General features: G+C 45.7%; 8 protein-coding genes and 10 pseudogenes. 7 read left to right on the top strand and 11 right to left on the bottom strand.

Features of this window, described 5'->3' with window-relative positions; genetic code table 11:
- Window positions 1-31: 31 nt before the first annotated feature.
- The 3 genes and pseudogenes from DES37_RS04980 to DES37_RS04970 form a co-directional block, all read right to left on the bottom strand.
- A pseudogene (locus DES37_RS04980) lies at window positions 32-1104 on the bottom strand (carbohydrate porin).
- Window positions 1105-1498: 394 nt separating this feature from the next.
- The gene (locus DES37_RS04975) at window positions 1499-2842 is read right to left on the bottom strand and encodes a NosD domain-containing protein (protein ID WP_110025085.1); all 1344 of its coding nucleotides are present in this window, start codon (window positions 2840-2842) and stop codon (window positions 1499-1501) included.
- Between the two features lie 89 nt (window positions 2843-2931).
- On the bottom strand, window positions 2932-4353 hold the full coding sequence (locus DES37_RS04970; RefSeq protein WP_110025084.1) for a glycoside-pentoside-hexuronide (GPH):cation symporter: 1422 nt from the start codon (window positions 4351-4353) through the stop codon (window positions 2932-2934).
- Window positions 4354-4881: 528 nt separating this feature from the next.
- Between DES37_RS04970 and DES37_RS04965 the strand changes: the two are divergent.
- A pseudogene (locus DES37_RS04965) lies at window positions 4882-5693 on the top strand (IS3 family transposase); the annotation flags it as partial.
- A 216-nt stretch (window positions 5694-5909) separates the two neighbouring features.
- On the opposite strand, the pseudogene DES37_RS04960 reads toward DES37_RS04965, so the two are convergent.
- Window positions 5910-6296, bottom strand: a pseudogene (locus DES37_RS04960) (transposase); the annotation flags it as partial.
- A 1-nt stretch (window position 6297) separates the two neighbouring features.
- Here DES37_RS04960 and DES37_RS04955 point away from each other — a divergent pair.
- A pseudogene (locus DES37_RS04955) lies at window positions 6298-6375 on the top strand (integrase core domain-containing protein); the annotation flags it as partial.
- A 128-nt stretch (window positions 6376-6503) separates the two neighbouring features.
- Here the strand turns inward: DES37_RS04955 and DES37_RS04950 are convergent.
- A complete protein-coding gene (locus DES37_RS04950; RefSeq protein ID WP_110025083.1) occupies window positions 6504-7637 on the bottom strand; it encodes a hypothetical protein in 1134 nt (377 codons plus the stop codon).
- Between the two features lie 162 nt (window positions 7638-7799).
- A pseudogene (locus DES37_RS04945) lies at window positions 7800-8099 on the bottom strand (IS110 family transposase); the annotation flags it as partial.
- Between the two features lie 896 nt (window positions 8100-8995).
- On the opposite strand from DES37_RS04945, the gene DES37_RS04940 reads away from it, so the two are divergent.
- Complete coding sequence (locus DES37_RS04940; protein ID WP_110025082.1) at window positions 8996-10012, top strand: patatin-like phospholipase family protein; 1017 nt, start codon at window positions 8996-8998, stop codon at window positions 10010-10012.
- Window positions 10013-10625: 613 nt separating this feature from the next.
- On the opposite strand, the gene DES37_RS04935 is transcribed toward DES37_RS04940, so the two are convergent.
- Window positions 10626-12284, bottom strand: a complete 1659-nt coding sequence (locus DES37_RS04935) for a methyl-accepting chemotaxis protein (RefSeq protein ID WP_110025081.1) — start codon at window positions 12282-12284, stop codon at window positions 10626-10628.
- An 821-nt stretch (window positions 12285-13105) separates the two neighbouring features.
- On the opposite strand from DES37_RS04935, the pseudogene DES37_RS04930 reads away from it, so the two are divergent.
- The 3 pseudogenes from DES37_RS04930 to DES37_RS04920 all read left to right on the top strand — a co-directional run.
- Window positions 13106-13222 (top strand): annotated as a pseudogene (locus DES37_RS04930) (transposase); the annotation flags it as partial.
- Window positions 13223-13301: 79 nt separating this feature from the next.
- Window positions 13302-14334: pseudogene (locus tag DES37_RS04925) on the top strand (IS3 family transposase).
- Between the two features lie 25 nt (window positions 14335-14359).
- Window positions 14360-14856 (top strand): annotated as a pseudogene (locus DES37_RS04920) (transposase); the annotation flags it as partial.
- Window positions 14857-14986: 130 nt separating this feature from the next.
- Here DES37_RS04920 and DES37_RS04915 read toward each other — a convergent pair.
- Entirely contained in the window at window positions 14987-16969 is a 1983-nt protein-coding gene (locus DES37_RS04915) for a ligand-gated channel protein (RefSeq protein WP_110025310.1), read from the bottom strand.
- Window positions 16970-18117: 1148 nt separating this feature from the next.
- Window positions 18118-19139 (bottom strand): annotated as a pseudogene (locus DES37_RS04905) (IS110 family RNA-guided transposase).
- 89 nt (window positions 19140-19228) lie between these two features.
- On the opposite strand from DES37_RS04905, the pseudogene DES37_RS04900 reads away from it, so the two are divergent.
- Window positions 19229-19945: pseudogene (locus tag DES37_RS04900) on the top strand (IS630 family transposase); the annotation flags it as partial.
- Window positions 19946-20297: 352 nt separating this feature from the next.
- Here the strand turns inward: DES37_RS04900 and DES37_RS04895 are convergent.
- Together DES37_RS04895 and DES37_RS04890 are read right to left on the bottom strand one after the other, a co-directional pair.
- Window positions 20298-20858 (bottom strand): Rossmann-fold NAD(P)-binding domain-containing protein, encoded by a 561-nt coding sequence (locus DES37_RS04895; RefSeq protein WP_146211491.1) that lies wholly within the window; start codon window positions 20856-20858, stop codon window positions 20298-20300.
- Window positions 20859-20875: 17 nt separating this feature from the next.
- A partial coding sequence (locus tag DES37_RS04890) for an IS3 family transposase (protein ID WP_146211490.1) occupies window positions 20876-21004 on the bottom strand: 129 nt, incomplete at its 5' end.

Genomic DNA, 21004 nt, shown 5'->3' with positions numbered 1-21004 from the left:
TAAGGCCCGCATAAAGCGGGCCTTAATCGTATCAGAAAAAGTATTTAAAACGCACACGCCCACCGTAACGGGCATCTTCATGTTTGTCCCCTTGCGCAGGATTCGCTTCGAGCCACGAAGCGTAAGCACCCAGGTAGATGTTAAAATTCTTCATATCCATGATATTTGGAAGCTGCCACGAAGCGTGAAGAGTATGGATATCGTAATCGCCTGCTTTAGCGATCCAACAGTTGTCATCACAGATGTCAGCATAGTTGGCGGCGCTAAATTTATCGATTTTGTTATGCGCAAAGATATAGCCCAGTTCAAAACGGTGCCATAGAGAATTTATGCCTGCGGTGAAATCTTTTTCATCTGAGGCATCCATATAGGCAATGTCGAGGTTGGTCATGACACCATCCTCGGGATCGGTTTTTTGTTCATTCCAGGTCATCGTCCAGCCATAGCCGGTACGGTCTGATTGATCGACCCAATTGTTATTGTTAGTGTAATAGCCGTAGGCGTTATTTACGATGTTCTTTTCCATCGCCACCGCAGTTGAAAAACGACCGCGGCTCCAAACGACAACAGGACGCAGGTAGGCTGCATTTTTTTTGTTCACGAGCGTGTTGCCGTGGTAGCCCGCATCCTGGAAGAGAGAGCTGCCATTTTCCAGCAGACTATTCAGCTCAAAGTACCAGTTATCCTGCGTTTTGCTGATCAGGAAATTTCCACCATTGCTGCTGCGGCCCCGCCCCTCTTTCATCATGTAGATATAGCCGTAGCCGTCGCTATAAAGGTCATTAGCGGTATTACCGGAATATTCAATAAAGTATCTTGATTGAGAGGGAACATATCATACGCTTCGAAGCGCCCTATTTTTACCTTCCAGTCATCTTCACGGCCAAAGAAAAATACAGCGTCATCAACATCCATTTTTCCGGTCATATATGCCAGCGGCTGCGCGGAAAAACCCGCAAAATGGCCATTGTCGGCTCTGCGGGTGCCGTCAAATCCCAGAAGAATTCGGCCGTTAATATCCCAACGCTCATTATTACCCTTGGCCCAGTTTCTTGCCGAGCTATTTACCGATATCAGGCTGCCGGTGCTGCTGGCTGCATCCATATTGAACTCAACGTCACCGTAGAGTTTGATATCGCTATTGCCTGAAAGCATTAATTTTACAGGCTCGTTCGTGTGCTTTTCTGATTTATCAGTATTAACTGTTGTCGTCACCATATTTTGCTGAGTGACAAGCTTCTGCTGCTTCAACGCTTTGATCTCGTCCTGAGCCTCTTTTGCTTGTTGCTCGGCATTGATTAAACGCTGTTCAAGTTGGGTAAAACGCTGGTTGATATCATCGGAGGTAGAAATTTGCGCTGCCGTCAGGCCAGAGGAAAATAGCGTACCTAGAGACAATGCCACATATTTTATATTCATTATTTTATCCCTGCGTTTAAAACACAAAAAAAGGGGGCATAAGCCCCCCGTTTTGTTCGGAGCTTGCGAGGTAAGACCGTTACATACCTGGTGTTGGTGTGGCTCTGAAGGCGTTTACCGTTTTGTCCACTATTACTTGTGCATCACTTCCTGAATCCAGAATCGTGTTATGCAGCGATTCCTTTTCCACTTGTACCATGGTGACATCAAGTGGCATCAAGGTATCGACGGTCAGCAACGCGCGTACCTGGGTATCAAAGCATGATTGCTTCGCTATTTGCTGTGCATTAGCGGCTTCGGTAGTGGCGACAATATGATTATCGGAGAGGTAGTTTCCACTACCTGAAACGAGACGTATGACTACTGGCCTTGCACCAGATGGCTTAATATATTGGGCTTCTATGGTTTCAGAAATATGGTTGGCAACAATGGAGTTATTATTGCCGCTGATATACAGCAGACCATATAAATCATCTAAACCGTTATCGTATTTTTGCATAGGCCCCCAGGGCTCACGTTCGCGAAAGAAATGATTCGAAGAAATCATGTTTTCTGAACAATTATTTTCGAGTACCAGCATACCCGGATAAAACGAATGGAACCTGTTGCTGGTAATTGAAGAGCGAATCACGCCAGAAAAATGAACACTACTCGAACCACGCGGAAAAACATTATTTGCCGTTACCAACAGCCCACCAAAATTTTCAGCATAAATCGAATAGCCGTTATAACCAGCGCCGATTAAGTTATCAGTGATTTTTGATGCCTGTCCTGCTCCGCGCAGCTCTATGCAGTTGCCGCATTCTGCAAGAAAGTTATCATGTATTGACAGCGCATCGGCGTTATAAATCACGGCACCATGCTCTAAATAAACCATTCCCATACCCGTTATACGGAATGAGTCCTGCGCACTGGCGATATAAATACCCGTTTTACCATTGACATAGCTATTTTCCGGGTCGCTAGCCCCAATAAAATGTAAACCATCAATGCAGAAGTCAGCAAACTCAACAGAACTAATGCGTGGATTACCATCTCTCTTAACGTAGAACGCGGCTGCACTATGTTCTTCATCGCCCACATGCGGAGTAAGATCAACCAGAATACGACTGCCGCCCGGCCACAATTCATGCCAGTCGGCCCATTCATTTTGCGGCGTATTAAAACGAATGCTTGAAGAAGTAAAACCGTGGCCGGAACCCACTATTTTAAGATAGCTGATATCGATCACCACCTGCGTTGTTAAGTGGTAGTCGCCAGGTGGAATATAAATTACCGCACCTGGCTTTCCGCCTTCATTAATATCTGTTTGCGTTTGCCTGGTCTTAATATCGTCGATGATACTGTTAATCACTTCACCAATATCCTGATGTGCATTTCCGATATTCCATGCTGTCACATCATAATAATTTTCATTAGACATAAATTAATATTCCTTAAAAGGCGTGCAATTTAGCAGCAGCCTGCAAAGACAGGCTGAGTTCGTTGCGAATTAATAAATTAACGTATCGGTTAAGATACAGGGGCTTCATGTTGGTTCTGCAATACAGCATTGCTATTTTCTAATCCGCGCTTTGCCAAATCGACTTTTATTCTCTCCAGAAAAACATTATTGAGTTTGAAATGCCGGGCAATAAATGCGCTGATAAAATAGCTAACCATTGGCATGAGGGAGAACATAATAATAATGCCCTCAATCGTGTCTGGATTCTGTTCCGGTTTATTCGCTATATATCCTGTCCAGGAAAGAACCCAGGCGACGATAGCCCCAGCGACCGCAAGTCCCATTTTCAACATAAACAGGTTTCCAGCGAATGAAATACCGGTTAAACGTTTGCCAAATTTCCAGTCACCGTAATCATCAACATCGGACATCATGGCCCACAGGATTGGGCCTGACTGAATTAAGTGCAGGATATTTATGATTATAAACAGCGTTAACAGAGGTGTCAGCGACGCTGGGTTTACAAACCAAAGAGCGAACGACAGGATACCAAGGACGACATTGATAATACGGAACAGTTTCACTTTATCGAAACGATCAGTAAGTGGTTTAGCTATTACGCTCCCCAGCATATTGCAAGCGACACCCAGCGCCATAAAGAAGGTGATAAATCCGACAGAAGCCTGCATAACATAGGTGGCATAATAGATGGTTACCGCACCACGAATAAAGGCCGGGAAAACGTTAAGGAAGGTGATGGTAATCATCAACAACCATTGGTCATTTTTAACGATATCTTTCAGATCGCGCTTTAATGAGTCGTTTTCCTTCACTGCAACTACACGTTCCTTAATGCTCGAGAAGCAAAACAGGAACATTAAGGTAGCGGCAGCGCCCATAATTATCATGGTCATCTGAAAGCCAGAGGCTCGGTTACCGTTTCCCAGCCAGTCGGTTAGCGGCAGAATGGTAGAAGAGATGATTAGAGTTGCCAGCCCGTTAAGGAAAAAACGCCATGATAGACATCCCATACGTTCTTTTTGATTCAGTGTAATCACGCCAGCTACCGAGCAATAGGGAATATTAATCGCTGTATAGATCAGCGACATAATCAGATAGGTTACCCAGGCATAGATGATTTTTCCGTTCATGCCAATATCAGGCGTGGTAAACATTGCTACCGCGCCGAGACCGAACGGAAGAGCCATCCAAAGCAGCCATGGGCGGAACTTGCCCCAGCGGCTTTTGGTACGGTCACAAATAGCCCCCATAACTGGATCGCTGAAAGCATCAAAAATACGTATAACCAAAAATAACGTACCGACGATGCCAGGAGCCAGGCCATAGACATCGGTGTAAAACCATGTCAAATAGAGTGCCAGCACGCTCCAGATCATGCAGGAACCAGCATCGCCCATGCCATAGCCAACCTTTTCTCTCAGGCTCAGCTTTTCATATGCGCTTTGCTTTCTTATTGCACTTCCAGACATATATCCCTCATTAATTCCACGTTCGTAAGTATAAAATATCACCGTTAAAGCCGGTGCCAGTAAAAATAAAATGACTTATTTCGCAACGTCCGCCGTTACATGAAAATGACGATGGGGCAAGGTAGCAGGTGATGCAACATTCTTATTTATCCCCATAAAAATGCTCTGTTCTGAATGTAATATAATTATATGCACTGAGTGTAGCTAAGTTTGCAATGCACGTCACATGTATCCACGTTACATGAAAGTATAGATCCGACTCTCAATTTCCCCGTAAGATATATACGACCAACACGCACATAATTATTAAATTCCTTTCACTTATAAAAAACATAAAAAACGATAAACTCTTCCTGTCTATCTCTTATTTCGGCAACAAAATCCGAAGCAGAGTTAAATCATAATATAACCAATGAAAAAACCTTACTTAAATAACATCTAAAAACAGTTGTAAGTATCCCTGCAAAACGAACCATTCACATTTAGAGATCTTCCGACATACTGATTATGTCCTGTGAGGAGATCACCATGCGTAAAGCCCGATTCACCGAACACCAGATCATTGCCGTTCTGAAGTCTGTCGAAGCCGGACGTACCGTTAAGGATGTCTGCCGTGAAGCCGGTATTTCTGAAGCCAGCTATTACAACTGGAAATCGAAGTTTGGCGGTATGGAAGCCTCTGATATCAAAAAGATGAAAGACCTGGAGGATGAAAACCGTCGCCTCAAACAGATGTTTGCTGATCTCAGCCTTGAATGCCGGGCACTGAAAGACGTTATCGAAAAAAATCTTTAAAAACAGCGATAAAGCGTGAGCTCGTCGGTTACCTGACTGCACAATTTACCATGAGCATTCGCCAGGCCTGCAGGACGTTATCGCTGAGCAGGACGGTCTATTTTTACCAGCCCGATACCCGGCGGGATGAGCCCGTTATTGATGCGCTATCAACGATGGCAGAGCGTTATCCAAAGTACGGTTTTAAAAAACTGTTTCAGGTGCTGCGCAGGCAGGGCAATACCTGGAACCATAAACACGTTCACCGGATTTACTGCCTGCTGAAACTGAATTTTCGCCGTAAGGGTAAACAGCGCCTGCCGGTGCGTAATCCAGCACCACTGGCGACGCCGCATGCGTTAAACCAGAGCTGGTCCATCGATTTTATGCATGACGCGCTGGTGTGCGGCAGACGCTTCCGGACCTTCAATGTGGTGGATGATTTTAACCGCGAAGCACTGGCGATAGAAATTGACCTTAATATCCCGGCTCAGCGAGTCGTCCGGGTGCTGGACAGGATCGTGGTAAATCGCGGCTACCCGCTGAAGATGCGGATGGACAACGGACTACCTTATGAATCAATTTAATTTACAAAATAGAGACCCAACCAGTGTGAAAACTGGCCTTAATTCCGGGTTCAGCCCATGCTACTGGCCTGATATTATGCTTACCATGGTGAACAAGGGTCCATATGGCCCGACAGGACTTAACAAAGCATTAAGGGAAGCCATGGGCGTTGAGCATTATCTAAAGGTCGCGATGTGCCTTACGGCCCGACGGAATCACGTCCCATGGCTTATATCGAAATATCGTTGATAATCTGTATCATTTTTGACAACTGAATGTGCTATCCGTGCAAGTTTGGTTGCTACTGCAACAACTGCTTTTCGACGCTGATCAGGTGTATCGCCATGTTCCCGGATATAGCACTCATACTTATTTCGAAGAGTATTTTCCTGCATTCTGACGGCGACTGTAGTGGCGAGCCAGAACGCATATCTCAGCCGTGCATTTCCACGTTTTGACAGACTGTAACCACTACACCTTTCTCCGCTCTGACTTGCTGAAAGGTTAAATCCGCAGTAATTAACATACTGACGATAATGAGCAAAACGGTTCAGGTCACCACTTTCCGCAATGATCATCATGGCACTCACCGGACCTACACCAATTACCGAGCGCTGGCTGGCTGAATATAACAGCGAGCGGCCTCATGAATCCCTGAATAACCTGACACCGGAAGAGTGATCTTACCCAGCATTAGTGGACCTTTAGTTCATTTAGTCAGTCCGCTACTTGACAGGAGCGGATGTTGGCTTACCAGAAACTCTCTGGAAGTGAATGCCAACTCACATGGCTATTTGCATTCTGATTTACTAGCTAGCACCATTCTTCTGAGCCAGCTTTTTCTTACGCCTGTGGGCACGCCAGCGGGCACGTACTTGCCACAAAACGAACAAACCAACAGGCACCATGATCGACTTCCAGAGCCAGTCTGCCGAAATCCACTGTGGTGTTATCCACGTTGCCAGAATCCGCTTTATATGGCTCCATAAGTCCTCTGTTACTGTGAGTTCGTAGATGAACGGCCTTGAGAAGTCTGGTTTGTTATTGGGCATCTGGGCTGTCAGAATAATTTTCATGTAGTGCCGCCCCGGGGAATCAGGCGTAACGTCCCATGACCAGATTGTGGCTTGCTTTGATGATACGCGCTGAATTTCTGTATCTCCTGAATCGACCTTTTTACCTGCATACACGAGGATGGCTTTCATCTCTCTCGATTCAGTCATCAGTGGAGTTTGGGTTGTCGTCGTGTTTCCCTCGATTCCAAGCAACCTAGTGACCTCAATAGTCGCAATTGGGTTCACCCCGTTTATGACAGCGAGTGTGACAATAAAGGTCTCCCCAAGCTTGTAAGTCTTTGTTCGTGGAAAGCTTACGGTAGCAGTGATTTTTTTCAGGTCTGGCTCAGACCATAGCTCAGGTGTGGCAATGTTGACCGATGTAGTAATGTTTACCGACCCCTGCCCTCTTGGTACAGATTCTACTGTTTCAGAATAACTTGTAGCGGATAGCAATGGAATGTCAACTTTGGAAAATGAGGGAAATGCATAAGCCCTGTCGGGAATCTGGACAATATCTTGATAGACCGTTGACTGTGCAGGAGAGTGTTCGCCATGATTGGCCGATGTACTCCCGGGACCGACGCTATTCAATCCGCCCGCATCAAACGGGGTAACAATAATTGAGGCATGATTATGGTTGTTCCATGAAACACCTGGTTCTCGAGAACCAGTGATCACTGCCCCTAAAGAGTTTGTATTCTGCGAATCTGGTGCCGTACTGGATTCATTCTCAACATGAAACTCCTGCTCAACATGAAACTCCTGCGCACTCGTCGCGTGCATACCGGAGGGCTCATCCAGTCCATAAAATAACAGAATACCCAAAATAATCGCGATGCAGGAGAATATGCTAGTCAAGTAGAATGACTTTCGTGTGAACGCCATTTTATAGCTCCGCCTCAAGGTGTACATATAATTAAATTAGTACAAAGCGTGAATTTCGAAACTCATAGTAAGGACTTAGAAATATCTGACGGTGAGTGTTAACTGCCAGCACACAATGAAGTAAGCTAATATCCGCATTGTCGGGTTCAATGGCTTTTATATTTTGGGGTAACGTAGCATTAATTCTAATGCCAGCTCAGCATGCTGCGGGTCATCTTTTGCGCCACTGGGTGGGAAGGCCTGCCGGTAGCGAACCAGCGATAAACAGGGAAAACTGTGATAAACGGATATTTTTTAAGAGAATACACCACTGGCCCCTTCTTCAGCTCGAGAGCTATTGCGATCCTGCCTTTTACCTTCAGATGGAACTCGCGTTCACCGTTTCAAACTGAACGCAGACATCGTGTTTTTTATCTGCCCAGTCCAGACCACGTGTGCAACAAACTGATTAGTCACAGTCATCACCAACTCCTTTTTATCGGGGATTGGTATGCATTCCACGCTCCTCGAAAGAAATATAGCCAGCAGTTTATCTGCACGCCTGAGTATTCGTTATCGAACGTGGAGCACCTACTGGCTCGAAAGAAAAGCGGCGATCATCGCATCATTCTAGCTCAATATTCGTAACCAGTATGCGCATACTCTGAATCACTTAAAAGTGTAATTCTCAGGGTGCGAATGACTATACCTCGCTTAAAGCAGACTATCAGAATTGATTGTGTGCTTTCAGTGAAAACCGTCAGTATCCCTTGGTAATCAAACTAATACACTATAGCTTAGTTCTTGTTTCGAATGTGATTTATTATTTTCTTCATCGGATGATGTTTAGTTGAATAATGTTGCTATAATCAAAATTATTCAATCTGGTTGACGTTTTAGTTCATTCATCAGTCAGTTGGCACAACTTGTGCGGATTATCTTTATTATAATCTCATTTTGGATTTAACTAAAATCAATGTTATTTTTAGCATTCTATCTGGTGATAGTATAGTTTTCAACGTAAAAAATACTTTAACGAAGAAAATGTACAAATCTTTGTCCATTTTTATACAGTGGATTATACTTTTTGGTTTGCGTCTTCGATGTTTTTTTATTGCTGTTTGTATTATATGACTCAGCGAGAGGTGAAAACTATTCATGGATAACCTTTTAAACTACATCACCTTGGTTTGTTGATGTAACGCAGGGAAGAATCAGCAATGTTGTCTGTATATACTCCGTAATTGCTTGTATTAGGCAAGTAATGCTATTGGCAGAGTTAATGACTGACCAGAATTTCAAAAACCCATATCTCCTGTTCGTAGGCATAACCAAAGGAGATATATATTACCCTGTATTTCTTTAGAGGAATAAAAGTCATGATGAGAATACTTTCTATAGATGGTGGGGGGATCAGAGGCATCCTTCCGGGTATGATTCTGGTCGAGCTGGAGAAGAAACTACAAATAATATCAAATAATTCAAACGCAAGAATTGCCGATTATTTCGATTTGGTAGCAGGCACCAGTACTGGTGCCATTCTTTGCTCCGCCTATGTTTGTCCAGATACGCAAGGAAAACCAAAATTCACCGCTCAAGAAGCTGTTAATTTCTATCTTGAGGATGGTGATGACATTTTTGATGTGGGCGTCTGGAAAAAAATTAGTTCATTAGGGGGGGCAACTGATGAAAAATATTCAAGTAAAGAGCTGGAGAGAGTGTTAAATACGGCGTTTGGTGAAATAAAACTAAGTGAATTATTAAGGCCGACCTGCTTTGTTTCTTATGATGTAAGCAACCGTCTTCCCGTGATCTTCAAGCAACACTCAGCAATAACTAAGGGACAAGATTTTCTTGTCAGGGATATTTTACGTGGCACTTCTGCTGCACCCACATATTTTGAAGCGGCACGAATTTACTCATTACCTCCTGTATCAGAAAAATTTATCCTCGTAGATGGTGGTGTGGCGGCTAACGACCCCGCGCTTTGTGCATACTCCGAAGCCATTAAATTTAGTAATGTCTCTGGTATCAAAGATATGATTATTGTTTCACTTGGAACGGGTAAAAAATTACAGGGCTATTCCTATTCCGAAATTAAGGACTGGGGACCATTTAGCTGGGCGAAACCTGTAATCGATATTGCACTCGAGGGTGGGCCCCAGATGACTGCGTATTATTTACAACAAATTGCCTCAACGGTAAAAAACTCTAAATACTACAGAATTCAGCCCGAGTTATATGGTGCAGACGCTGCTTTAGATAACGCGTCACGAGAGAATCTAGAACTTCTGCGTAACGCAGGGCGACAGAATGCGGCTGTGTTTGATAAAACACTAACTGAAATTGCTAATTTGTTAGTCAGTAGTGGTGGGGATTTTAAGTTTTCGAAGTAAGCTATGCCCCTTAACTTATACTAACTCAGACCTGATCTGACAGTTGTTGGTTATTGATACAGGCTTCTGTCAGATTAAATCGAGTTCAGAATCTTTTCTGCCGAGACTCATTTTCCATCCAGTAAAGTGGCTATTAGCGTACCAGGGGTCTGAAGCTCAGTCGTACGGAAACGTATGCTAAGTGTGTTTTTTAACCACTTCGTTTCATCCCTTAAAGTACAGTTAGAAATGTAAACTCCAGTTGTTGTCGAAAGATACCCTCCGATAAAGAAAGAGGGCTGTTACCCGGTATAGATTTTTATACACTCAAAAAAGTTGTGGGGTAAGCAAGGGGAATCCCCCCGAAACAGCGCGATACTGTCGAGAATACGCGTGACCTGTACGCCTGAAATCCCGAATACGGCGGTAAGTTACTGATGAAGACATTACTAACATCGCGGTGTATTAATCAACGGGGAGCAGGTCAATGTATTGCTGACCCATGAATAGAGTTACAGGTATGGACAGGCACTCTCGCCATTAGTTATTCGTGAAAAAGAAGTAAACAAGGTACAAAAAGGCCGGGAAACCTGTGATTTTCCCGGCAAAGGCCTGCTATATCACTGCGTTATTATCAGAATGACTCCCAGTTATCTACCGTACCGGATGTCACAGCCGCTACTTTAAGGCGTGACTTCAGCACCGGTTTTTTCTGCTCAGTATTTGCCTGACTGACAGTACCGTTACCCAGGTCAAATACAGCAACAACTTCATTCAACTGCTCCGCTTCTCTTTCCAGCTCGGCTGCACTGGTCGCTGCCAGTTGAACCTGGGTGGCGTTTTGTTGGGTGACGCCATCGAGCTCCGTCATCGCCTGTCCAATTTGTTCAATGCCGCGGCTTTGTTCATCGGAGGCGATTGATATCTCGCCCATTAACTCTCTGACCCGGCTCACTGAGGTAATAATGGTTTGCATCGCTTTTCCGGCTTCCTGTACCTGCCCGGCTCCGGCATTTACCCGGCTGACTGATTCACCAATCAGGCCTTCAATCTCTTTTGCTGCCTGCGCACTTCGCTGTGCCAGTGAGCGAACTTCGCTGGCGACGACGGCGAACCCGCGTCCTTGTTCCCCGGCTCTGGCGGCCTCAACGGCGGCGTTAAGCGCCAGAATATTCGTCTGAAACGAAATACTGTTAATCACACTGGTGATGTCGGCAATTTTCTGAGAACTCTCTGTTATACCTTCCATCGTTTTCACTACCGTACCGGTAATGATGCCGCCTTTTTCCGCCACTTGTTGTGCTTCATCGGTGAACTGTCGTGCGTGGCGGACGTTATCCGCATTGTTTTTCACGGTAGAGGTCAGTTCTTCCATACTGGCTGCAGTTTCCTGCAAAGCCGCTGCCTGCTGGTCGGTACGTACTGACAACTCTTCATTCCCTTTCCGTATCTCGTTGGTGCTGCTGTAAATGGTGGCAGAGCTGTCGCGGATAGTGCTGACTGTATCCCGCAGGCTTTGCTGCATGGTGCGGAGATAAGGAATTAATTGCCCGGCACAGTTACGGCCAAAGTCATCAATACTATGGTGCAACTGGCCTGCAGTTAAACGCTCCAGGTGTTTTTTAATTGCACCAATGGGACGCACCAGGTAAACCACCAGATAGCGGTCGGTCAGGAAAAGCGTCACAATACCGGCAACCAGTGCACCCAGTAAGATAAAGCGGTTGTTGCTGATATGCGTCCGGGCCTGCTGTACCAACGTGCCAGACTGCATTGCCTGAGTGTATTTTTCTGCCGTGGTGCCAAACTGCACACTCAGCGGCGGATAGACTTTACGAAATGTCTGGCGGAAATCGTCCATGTTATTGGCCCGGGCATTTTGCAGCATCGGCGCAATGGCCGTATTCAGCAGAATGTCCCAGTCATTCACCATACTTTGTACCAGCGCTTCATCGACCCCAGGGTGAGCAGCTGCACGGAACTGTGCCAGGCTGTCCTGGCTGATTTTCAGCGCCTTGCCTGCAGACGCGAAGGTTTTTTCCGCATCTGCCGTGTTTCCGGATTCGCGGAAGTCAATGGCGCGTAACATGCGTGTCATGGTGCGGAAGTACTGGTCATTACCTTTTACCAGCATCGCGTAGCTTTTTTTCTGAGTGGTATTCTGGGTCAGTAAGTTTTCCATTTCACTGAAGTTGTTCAGTGTCAATGAGGTTGCAATACCCCAAATTAATGTGAATATTGCAAGGATGATTAAGACCATTTTTCTGACAGTGATATCTTTTAAAATATTCATCATTGGCTCCGGATAATCAATGTGGTTATCCACGTTGGAAAAAGTTGGCCAACATGAGACTGGCTTTGTGTTAATTGAAGCTTGGTTTCAATTATATCAACCACACTTCATATACAGTTGTTCACAATGTTTAAGCCAGACACAGGTTTTGGTTAAGCAGTGAAGCACGAATTAAACAACACAAAAATATATAACAATAAGTTAAACTAAATATACAGACTATTGCCTTATGCCACTTAATATACATTCACTTGCTTAAAATAGTCTTAATTTATTATTACAATTTAATGATTGAAATCACATTTATTTAATTTAACCACTATTAAAATAATACCAATAATTAATTTAAATTATTTTCCATCAGCTAAAGGTGTTATTTTATTTACCACTTATTAATTATGGTTTTGGCACTGTCAATCTGTCACATATGTGCGTCGAAAACTCCACAAGACTAAGCTGGTTCTGCACATACCATGCCAGCTTTACCACAGGATGCTTTACTTTATTGCTGTGATTACACTGATAGTTTCGTGTATTGCTGGCCGAAAAATTACTGATATACACTCCGTTGGAATCATGATTGACATCATAAATGTATATTTTATTAATTAAATGAAAGTCATCAACTTTTCTTTTAACAAGTCGATAACGCTGATTGTGGAACACCACAGCCCAAACTAAGTTCAACTTTTAAGAGACATGAGTAAGATGACATTTACAAAGCGGATTTTTATAAATCTGACCCCGCTTTCTGTATCCACTTCCCCTAAAATGAGACAGCTACAATTAGATTTTCTGCTTTAACATTTGCAGAGCCCTACATGAAAAAAGCACGTTTTACTGAAACCCAGATCGTTAACATCTTAAAGCTGGCTGATTCCGGTCTTAAGGTTGAAGAAATCTGCCATCAGAATGGTATAAGTAATGCGATTTTCTACATCTATGGACTACTTCCGTTTTGCAAGCACTGATTCTGGTTTTGGGTTGTTGCTTACATCTATCTGGCATCAGGAAAACCTGTGCCCAAATGAGTTATCCGCACACAATCGCCTCAACAGCAAAACGGCCCGTAAACAGTACACTCCCGAATTCCGCGATGAAGCCCTGAAACTGGCTCAGCGCATCGGTGTCGCTGCCGCCGCCCGTGAACTCAGCCTGTATGAATCCTGGCTCTACAACTGGCGCAGTAAGCTAAAAAATGCACATTCATCTTCCGAACGTGAACAGGAAATGTCCGTCGAAATTGCCCGCCTTAAGCGCCAACTGGCGGAGCGCGATGAAGAACTGGTCATTCTCCAAAAGGCCGCGACATACTTCGCGAAGCGCCTGAAATGAAGTATGTCTTCATCGGAAAGCATCAGGCTGAGTTCAGCGTCAAAGCCATGTGTCGCGTGCTTCAGGTTGCCTGAAGCAGCTGGTACGCCTGGCTTAAACGTCGCCATCAAACCGGCCCACGCCAGCAGTTGCGGCTCATCTGTGATACTGCTGTCAGTCAGGCATTCACGGAAGCAAAGCAGCGCTATGGTGCGCCTCGTCTCGCCGAAGAACTGCCTGAATACAATATCAAAACCATCGCCGCCAGCCTGCGCCGTCAGAGATTACGGGCAAAAGCCAGCCGGAAGTTCAGCCCGGTCAGCTATCGTCAACACGGTCTGCCGGTATCGGAAAACCTGCTGGAGCAGGACTTTATCGCCAGTGGCCCGAATCAGAAGTGGGCAGGCGATATCACGTATCTTCGCACGGATGAAGGCTGGCTGTATCTGGCGGTGGTGATTGATCTGTGGTCCCATGCCGTTATTGGCTGGTCGATGTCCTCACGAATGACGGCGAAACTGGCCTGCGATGCGTTACAGATGGCGCTCTGGCGGCGTAAATGCCCGAAAAACGTTACACTGAAAGTGGAATGTATCCACGGGAACACTTTATCAGCCGTGAAATAATGCGGACGACGGTGTTTAATTATATCGGGTGTGATTACAATCGGTGGCGGCGTCACAGTGCCTGTGGCGGTCTCAGCCCGGAACAGTTTGAAAACGAAAACCTCGCTTAAGGCTGTGTCCACATTACGTGGGTAGGATCATCAGCGGGCTCTGGACTTTATGCATGATGCACTTTATTGCGGTAAGCGATTCAGAACACTGAATATTATTGACTAAGGAACCCGTGAATGTCTGGCGATTGAAGTCGATACATCATTGCCTGCAGACAGAGTTATCCGTGTACTTGAGCGGCTGAAAGAAAAACGAGGACTGCCTGAGTAAATCAGAGTCGATAATGGCCCGGAGCTTATATCAGTTAACCTGCTGAATTACTGTGAATATAATCATATTACACTGTGCCATATTCAACCGGGTAAACCGCAACAGAACGGATTCATTGAGGGTTCAATGGTTCATTCCGCAGGGAGTTTTTAAACGCTTATCTGTTTGAATCATTGAGTCAGGTCAGAGAGATGGCATGGTTCTGGCAGCAGGATTATAACCGGAATCGTACCCATGAAAGTTTAAATAATCTCCCTCCGGATATATACCGGAAACAGTTAGAAAATTCTAATAATGAGTGTCTCAGATAACGGGGAGTGGACATATCCTGGGATAAAGGAAAATATGGGGTTCTGGAGTAGAACCCCGAATTAAATTTTTGCCGCACTGGCAGTTAAGTTTTGGTACCGCGTTTAACCGGCGCTTTTGCTAATCAGTTCATCAGAAATTATAGGTCAGCCCCACAGTATAACGACGACCATCCAGTACTGTATCGTAGGTGTCGTAATCAATCTGCTTATCGAGAACGTTATACACGCCTGCGGAGACCTGCAGGTTTTTGTTCGCGTTATAACGCAAACCTAAATCCACCTGGGTATAGGAGGGCGTACCTTGCGACATGGAGGTGCGGCTCAGATATTCCGAGGTTTTCCCACGGAAATTCAGGCGACTCCATAAGCCTACTTCAGGGGTTGCCTGCCAGTCCAGGGTGGTGTTGAACATATTTTTCGGCATTTTGTTCAACGGCTTGCCTGAGAACTGGCCGCTTTTCTGTTCTGACTGCGTGAAGGTATAGTTCGCTGTCCAGTTTAGGTTGCGGGTGATCTTCCATCCGAAGGTCGACTCCACACCACGCATATTGGCTTTATCAACATTGATGCGATCGCTAACGAAATCATAGCTGGTGTTACCGATAGTACAGGCCGGTTCAGCCCTGCTATTGCAGCGACGTACTTCGGTTATCTTATCTTTAAAGTCCGTGTTGAATAGCGTGATACCTGCGTTCAGGTTGTCATTGTTATCCCATAACAGGGCTATTTCTTCGCTCAGGCTTTTTTCTGGCTTCAGATCGGGGTTACCAACAATAATGCCATCAAGGCGACCACCACCGGTTATCTGTCCCCAACTGGCGGAAGACTGGCGAAGGTCAGGAGCACGGTAGCCTGCGGAAACGCCACCTTTTAGTGTCCATTGATCAGTCAGATGCCAGACACCATAGCCGCGAGGAGTCCAGTTGGTACCGTAGTTTTCGTCTTTATCCATACGCAGACCAGTGGTCAGTGTAAAGCTATCGGCTACTGCCCATTCATCTTCAGCAAAGAGAGCCCAACTCCAGCGGGTGAGTTTGCTGAGGCCATCTGCGGCTTCCAGTTGGTTACCTTTATCACTCAGCTTTTCATAACGATATTGCCCACCCAGAGTCAGTGTGTGATCGCCAAGGAAAACCTGGTTCTGATTATTCAGGGTCGTATTATATGATTTCATGTTACGCCCTGGGTTGTTAGTCTCTTCCTGTTGGGCGTAGCTGGTTGTGTTGAAATTATCGTAATAACCGTTATGAGTTACAGAGTAAGTGGTATGTTCATAACGCGATTCACTTTTGCTGTTTGGCGTACAGACATTGCCGCGACAGCTTTCGGAGGCCATGGACATTCCTGGCGTGCTGTTGCGGTCCTGTAGCTCACGCGCGTAATCGAAATCGAAGTCGTTCTTGTCGTCAGGCGTGAAGTTCAGCGTCACCCCGCCGTTGCGCATTTTTTGTTCGTTGAAGCCATTTTCGATTTTATCTTCCGCCCGACGAGATAGCAGGCCCGTGATTTTTGCCCCCAGCAGGCCGTCAATCAGTGGGCCGGATGCGTAGATATTAGTTTGGAATAAATCGCCGGAATCGTTATTTTCCTGGAAAGTGGCGTCACCATGCAGCGACCCTGTCCAGGCCCGGGTGTTAGAGACTTTTCTGGTAATCACGTTGATGACACCACCCATTGCATCGGAACCATACAGCGAAGACATTGGCCCGCGGATAACTTCGATCCTCTCAATGGACTCCAGTGGCGGCAGCCAGCCCTGTTCAATCCCTGCGTTGTCACTGTTTGGACGAGTGCTACGGGTACTGACACGCTTACCGTTGACGAGAAAAAGGGTGTACTGGGAAGACATGCCGCGGATGCTGATATCGCTGCTGCTACCGCCGCCAGTTACTACGACACCGGGAACGTCTTTCAGCGCATCGGTAACGTCGCGATAGGCTTTATCTTCAATCTGTTGTTTGGATATAACGGAGATAGAGGCAGGGGCATTCTGGATTTTCTGCTCGAAGCCCGTTGCTGTAATAACCATTGTGTCATCGGCTGCGTGAACCCACAGCGGGGGGACAGCTGCACACAAGGTAACCGCAAGTAACTTAATACGAGGTATTGTCATTTCCACATTCCATTTCAAATGAAAAAAAATCCCCATCTGAGTAAGCTGCAGAGCTGGATTACTTGCCTTGTCAGGGCTCTGAGTGATGGAGAGATAAAGCGAAAGTCTTACAAAATATTTTAATTGTGTAAAGAGTAATGATAATGGTAATTATTATTGTTCAAATAAAATATCGTGCTGGGATGTCAGTTCAAAGGCAGGAATCAACAGGTCAAGGCTGTTACAGAATCTTTGTCGAATGGATAAACCTCTTGCTGGCTATCAGGAGCAGTCCATGCATTGTCCTGAAAATGCGGGCAATTTGTCTCAAAGTAGACATGACTCATCACTATATCACCGGGGCTGTCATTTCCGGGATGAGGCAGTCCTTGCATGATTCAGCCCCCTATTACTGCGCGGCTGAAAATCAGCAAGTGAGCATCCGAATTTTCGAAATTCCCCATATGCAGGCACAATTGTATAAACTACTCCTCGCGAGATTCTTCCGTATTTTGTTTGAGGGGCTTTTTGATCGTTGATACTGATTTTGTCATGAGTCGCCTCTTGTTAAGAGTTTACTTACTCTGTCGCATGTCCACTCATGCTGGGTAAGATCATATTACAACTCTCTTCTTCACAAGGCATTTCCATCAGGTTCCATTTCTTTTGGTTAACAACCACTGTATCAACAAAGTAAAAACCTTGTTTTTCATACCAGTGGATCAATTTTTCGCTTGTGGATGCACAATCCAGCCGTAGAAACTGACGCTATTTTTTCCGCCCCATATCTCGAATGAAAGAGATAACTTCCCCTCCGATCCCTTTTCCAGCCATATTTCGTGATACAGCGAATGAATGAAGATAAATGCTGTCCTTTTTTTCTCGATTTCCCCAAAAAGGTATATCTTCCATCAAAATCCTGAATGCAGTGACAGGTGGTTTTCAGCTAAATAGCTATATGGACACCTCTCCGATGCAAGCACCGGCAGGTCTTTTTCTGACAAAGTAGCCACACACATATATCCGGCTTCGTGAGCCCCGATGAACATCCGTACTCTCTGTCCTCATTAGTGCCATGGCTTTTTGCAGCCCAGCTATTTGTCAGGTTTACAGAGAGCCGGTTCTACCTGTCAGCACATCTACTCTTTGGGCTAATTAAAATCAGTAAGTTACATTGGTGTGTATTCTGTTTTCTGGTTTACCAGCGCCCAAGCCACTCGGGCATTCTTATTAGCCAGCGCCACTACGGCTTTATTCACTCCACTCCGGGTAATAAGACCTTTCAGCCATCGCTGCAAACTGTTGCACTGTTCATCCGGGAGGTTAATTACCCGATAAACTACGGACCGGGCTCCGTGGATGAGTAATCCACGAAGGTAACCATCTCCCCGTTTCGTTATGCCCAGAAGCCTAACTTTGCCGCCGCTACTGTGTTCTCCTGGCACCAGCCCCAGATAACTGGCAAAATGGCGACCATTCTGAAAATCGTTGCTGTCACCCAGAGCGACCGTCAGGGCTGATGCTCCTATCGGCCCGATACCAGGAATACTTTCCAGTCGGAGCGTATCCTCATTCTGCTGGCTGATGTGCGTAAGACGAACGTCCAGGTCTTTAATTCGCTGCTGGCTGCTCTGTAATTCCTGTAGCATCTCGTGAAACAACTGCCGACTGAGAGTGGTCAGGTCATTTTCTGTATCTTCCAGATAATCCGGTAAACAGGCCATGATCTTATGTGCGCCTTCTGGCATCGAAATTCCGTATCCAGACCCAGCCCTCTTATCTGATTAATTAGGGCCGTTTTGTTTTTCATCAGACGCTGGCGAACCCGGTGCAGACACTGAATGTCCTGCTGCTCCAGAGATTTTTCCGGCACGTAGCGCATCCCCGGGCGGCTGTCAGCCTCAACAATTGCAGCGGCATCATTTTTGTCATTTTTATTGCCCATTCTGAAAGGTGCGACATACTGTGGGCTGATTTGTTTTACTTCATGTCCGTGATCACTGAACTGACGAGTCCAGTAATTCGCGCTACCACACGCTTCCATCACAATACGTGATGGCGGCTGTTGAGCAATAAAGGCCAGCAGTTTTTCACGGGTGATCATTTTGTTGGCTTTATTCTCACCATGTGCAGAAACGACGTGCACCTGAAATACTCGCTTTGCCAGATCAATTCCGATAATTTGTTCCATGGGACACCTCTTCATGTTGCTGTTGGTTTGCACTTACAGCATGGCTCACTGAAGCCTTTGTGGAGAGGTGTCCATTTCATTAGCGCAGAATAATAGATCACTTTGAGGGAACTCAGCCCGGAACACGTGACAAGAACCATGCCCGCAGGCTGACCGCCATGCTGATGTTGCATCGGGGCGACCGTGTCAGCGATGTCGCAAGAACGCTTTGTTGTGCCCGTTCTTCTGTTGGGCGCTGGATTAACTGGTTTACGCACTCAGGTATTGAAGGCCTGAAATCCTTACCCGCAGGACGCTCCCGACGCTGGCCTTTTGAGCATATCTGCACCCTGTTACGTGAACTCATAAAGCATTCTCCCGGCGATTTTGGTTATCAACGTTCACGCTGGAGTACCGAATTACTGGCGATAAAAATCAATGAGATAACCGGATGCCAGTTACATGCCGGCACGGTGCGTCGCTGGTTACCCTCTGCCGGGCTGGTATGGCGCAGAGCCGCGCCAACGTTGCGTATTCGCGATCCCCATAAAGACGAAAAGATGGCGGCAATCCATAAAGCACTGGACGAATGTAGCGCAGAACACCCGGTCTTTTATGAGGATGAAGTGGATATCCATCTTAACCCAAAAATCGGCGCAGACTGGCAGGTTCGCGGGCAGCAAAAGCGAGTAGTCACGCCAGGTCAGAATGAAAAATATTATCTTGCCGGAGCCTTACACAGCGGTACAGGAAAGGTCAGTTACGTTGGCGGCAACAGCAAAAGTTCGGTGCTGTTCATCAGACTGCTGAAACATCTTAAAGCCACATAAGTCGTTCTGATATTATATATTCAATAGACATTCTGTGCTTCTCTCTGCCATTTATTGTACCTGCAGATATTACAATAATCCGCATGCTCCCGAGAAATGTGCTATTTATTAAAACGTAATTCATATTTTTCGGTGAAGAAATGCTAATGTTAACGTATATTTTGACGAGTGGGAGCGTCGCAATACGACTATGTTGCAGAATTAAGATGCGTAATAAAAATAGTTATAGCTTAACATGGGATTATTCCCTCGTGCCTGTCAGGTTTTCAAAATTTCATTTCGCATTTATTTCGGGAGCATCCAGTTAAAGTTAGCATCCGGATGTCAGTATGTTGTTGCTGATATGACCTCAGAGCTTATCCCGATGAATATAATCCCTGACTGATTCGGGTTTAATCATTGGGTACCGTTCATTTGCAAGGGAGTGAAGCTTTCCTTTACCACCAAACGAACCACGATAATACATCAGAGGAAGCCAGGCATAAAAATTATTGGGTTCTGCCTTACGGCGTGCTGCTATTTCCTTATCAAGGTCAGCATAACTGCCTTTTTTCACGATGGTCAGAGTGTTACCAGATGCATCTTCATAAGCCCTGACCAGTTCGTCAAAAGTTAATGTTTCACCAGCGATTTCGAAAACAGGTGGGACGATTTCTTCATCAATCGCAACCTCAGCGGTGTAGAGTCCCGTATCACGATAAGTTGTTACATCGGTAATTGCATCACCATCCCCCCAGAGAAATGCCTCTTGTGTCTGTAAATCGAATGCACCAAGAAAACCGAATACGATGCGTTTATCGAGAAATGCCCCATTAAGGATATGCACCACTTCGACACTACCTCGTTCAGTTTCCGCAACACGGGCAAATGTGCGACGTTCATCGGTGTTCGGATTGTTGATCCTACCCACGAAATGTGGACACGGCCCTAAGCGAGGTTTTCGTTTTCAAATTGTTCCGGACTGAGACCGCCACAGGCACTGTGACGACGCCACCGATTGTAATCGCACTCGATATAATTAAACACCGTCGTCCGCATTATTTCCCGACTGATAAA

The organism is Mangrovibacter plantisponsor (assembly GCF_003182475.1).
Classification (GTDB): Bacteria; Pseudomonadota; Gammaproteobacteria; order Enterobacterales; family Enterobacteriaceae; genus Mangrovibacter; species Mangrovibacter plantisponsor.
This window is presented reverse-complemented; position numbering and strand designations above follow the sequence as displayed.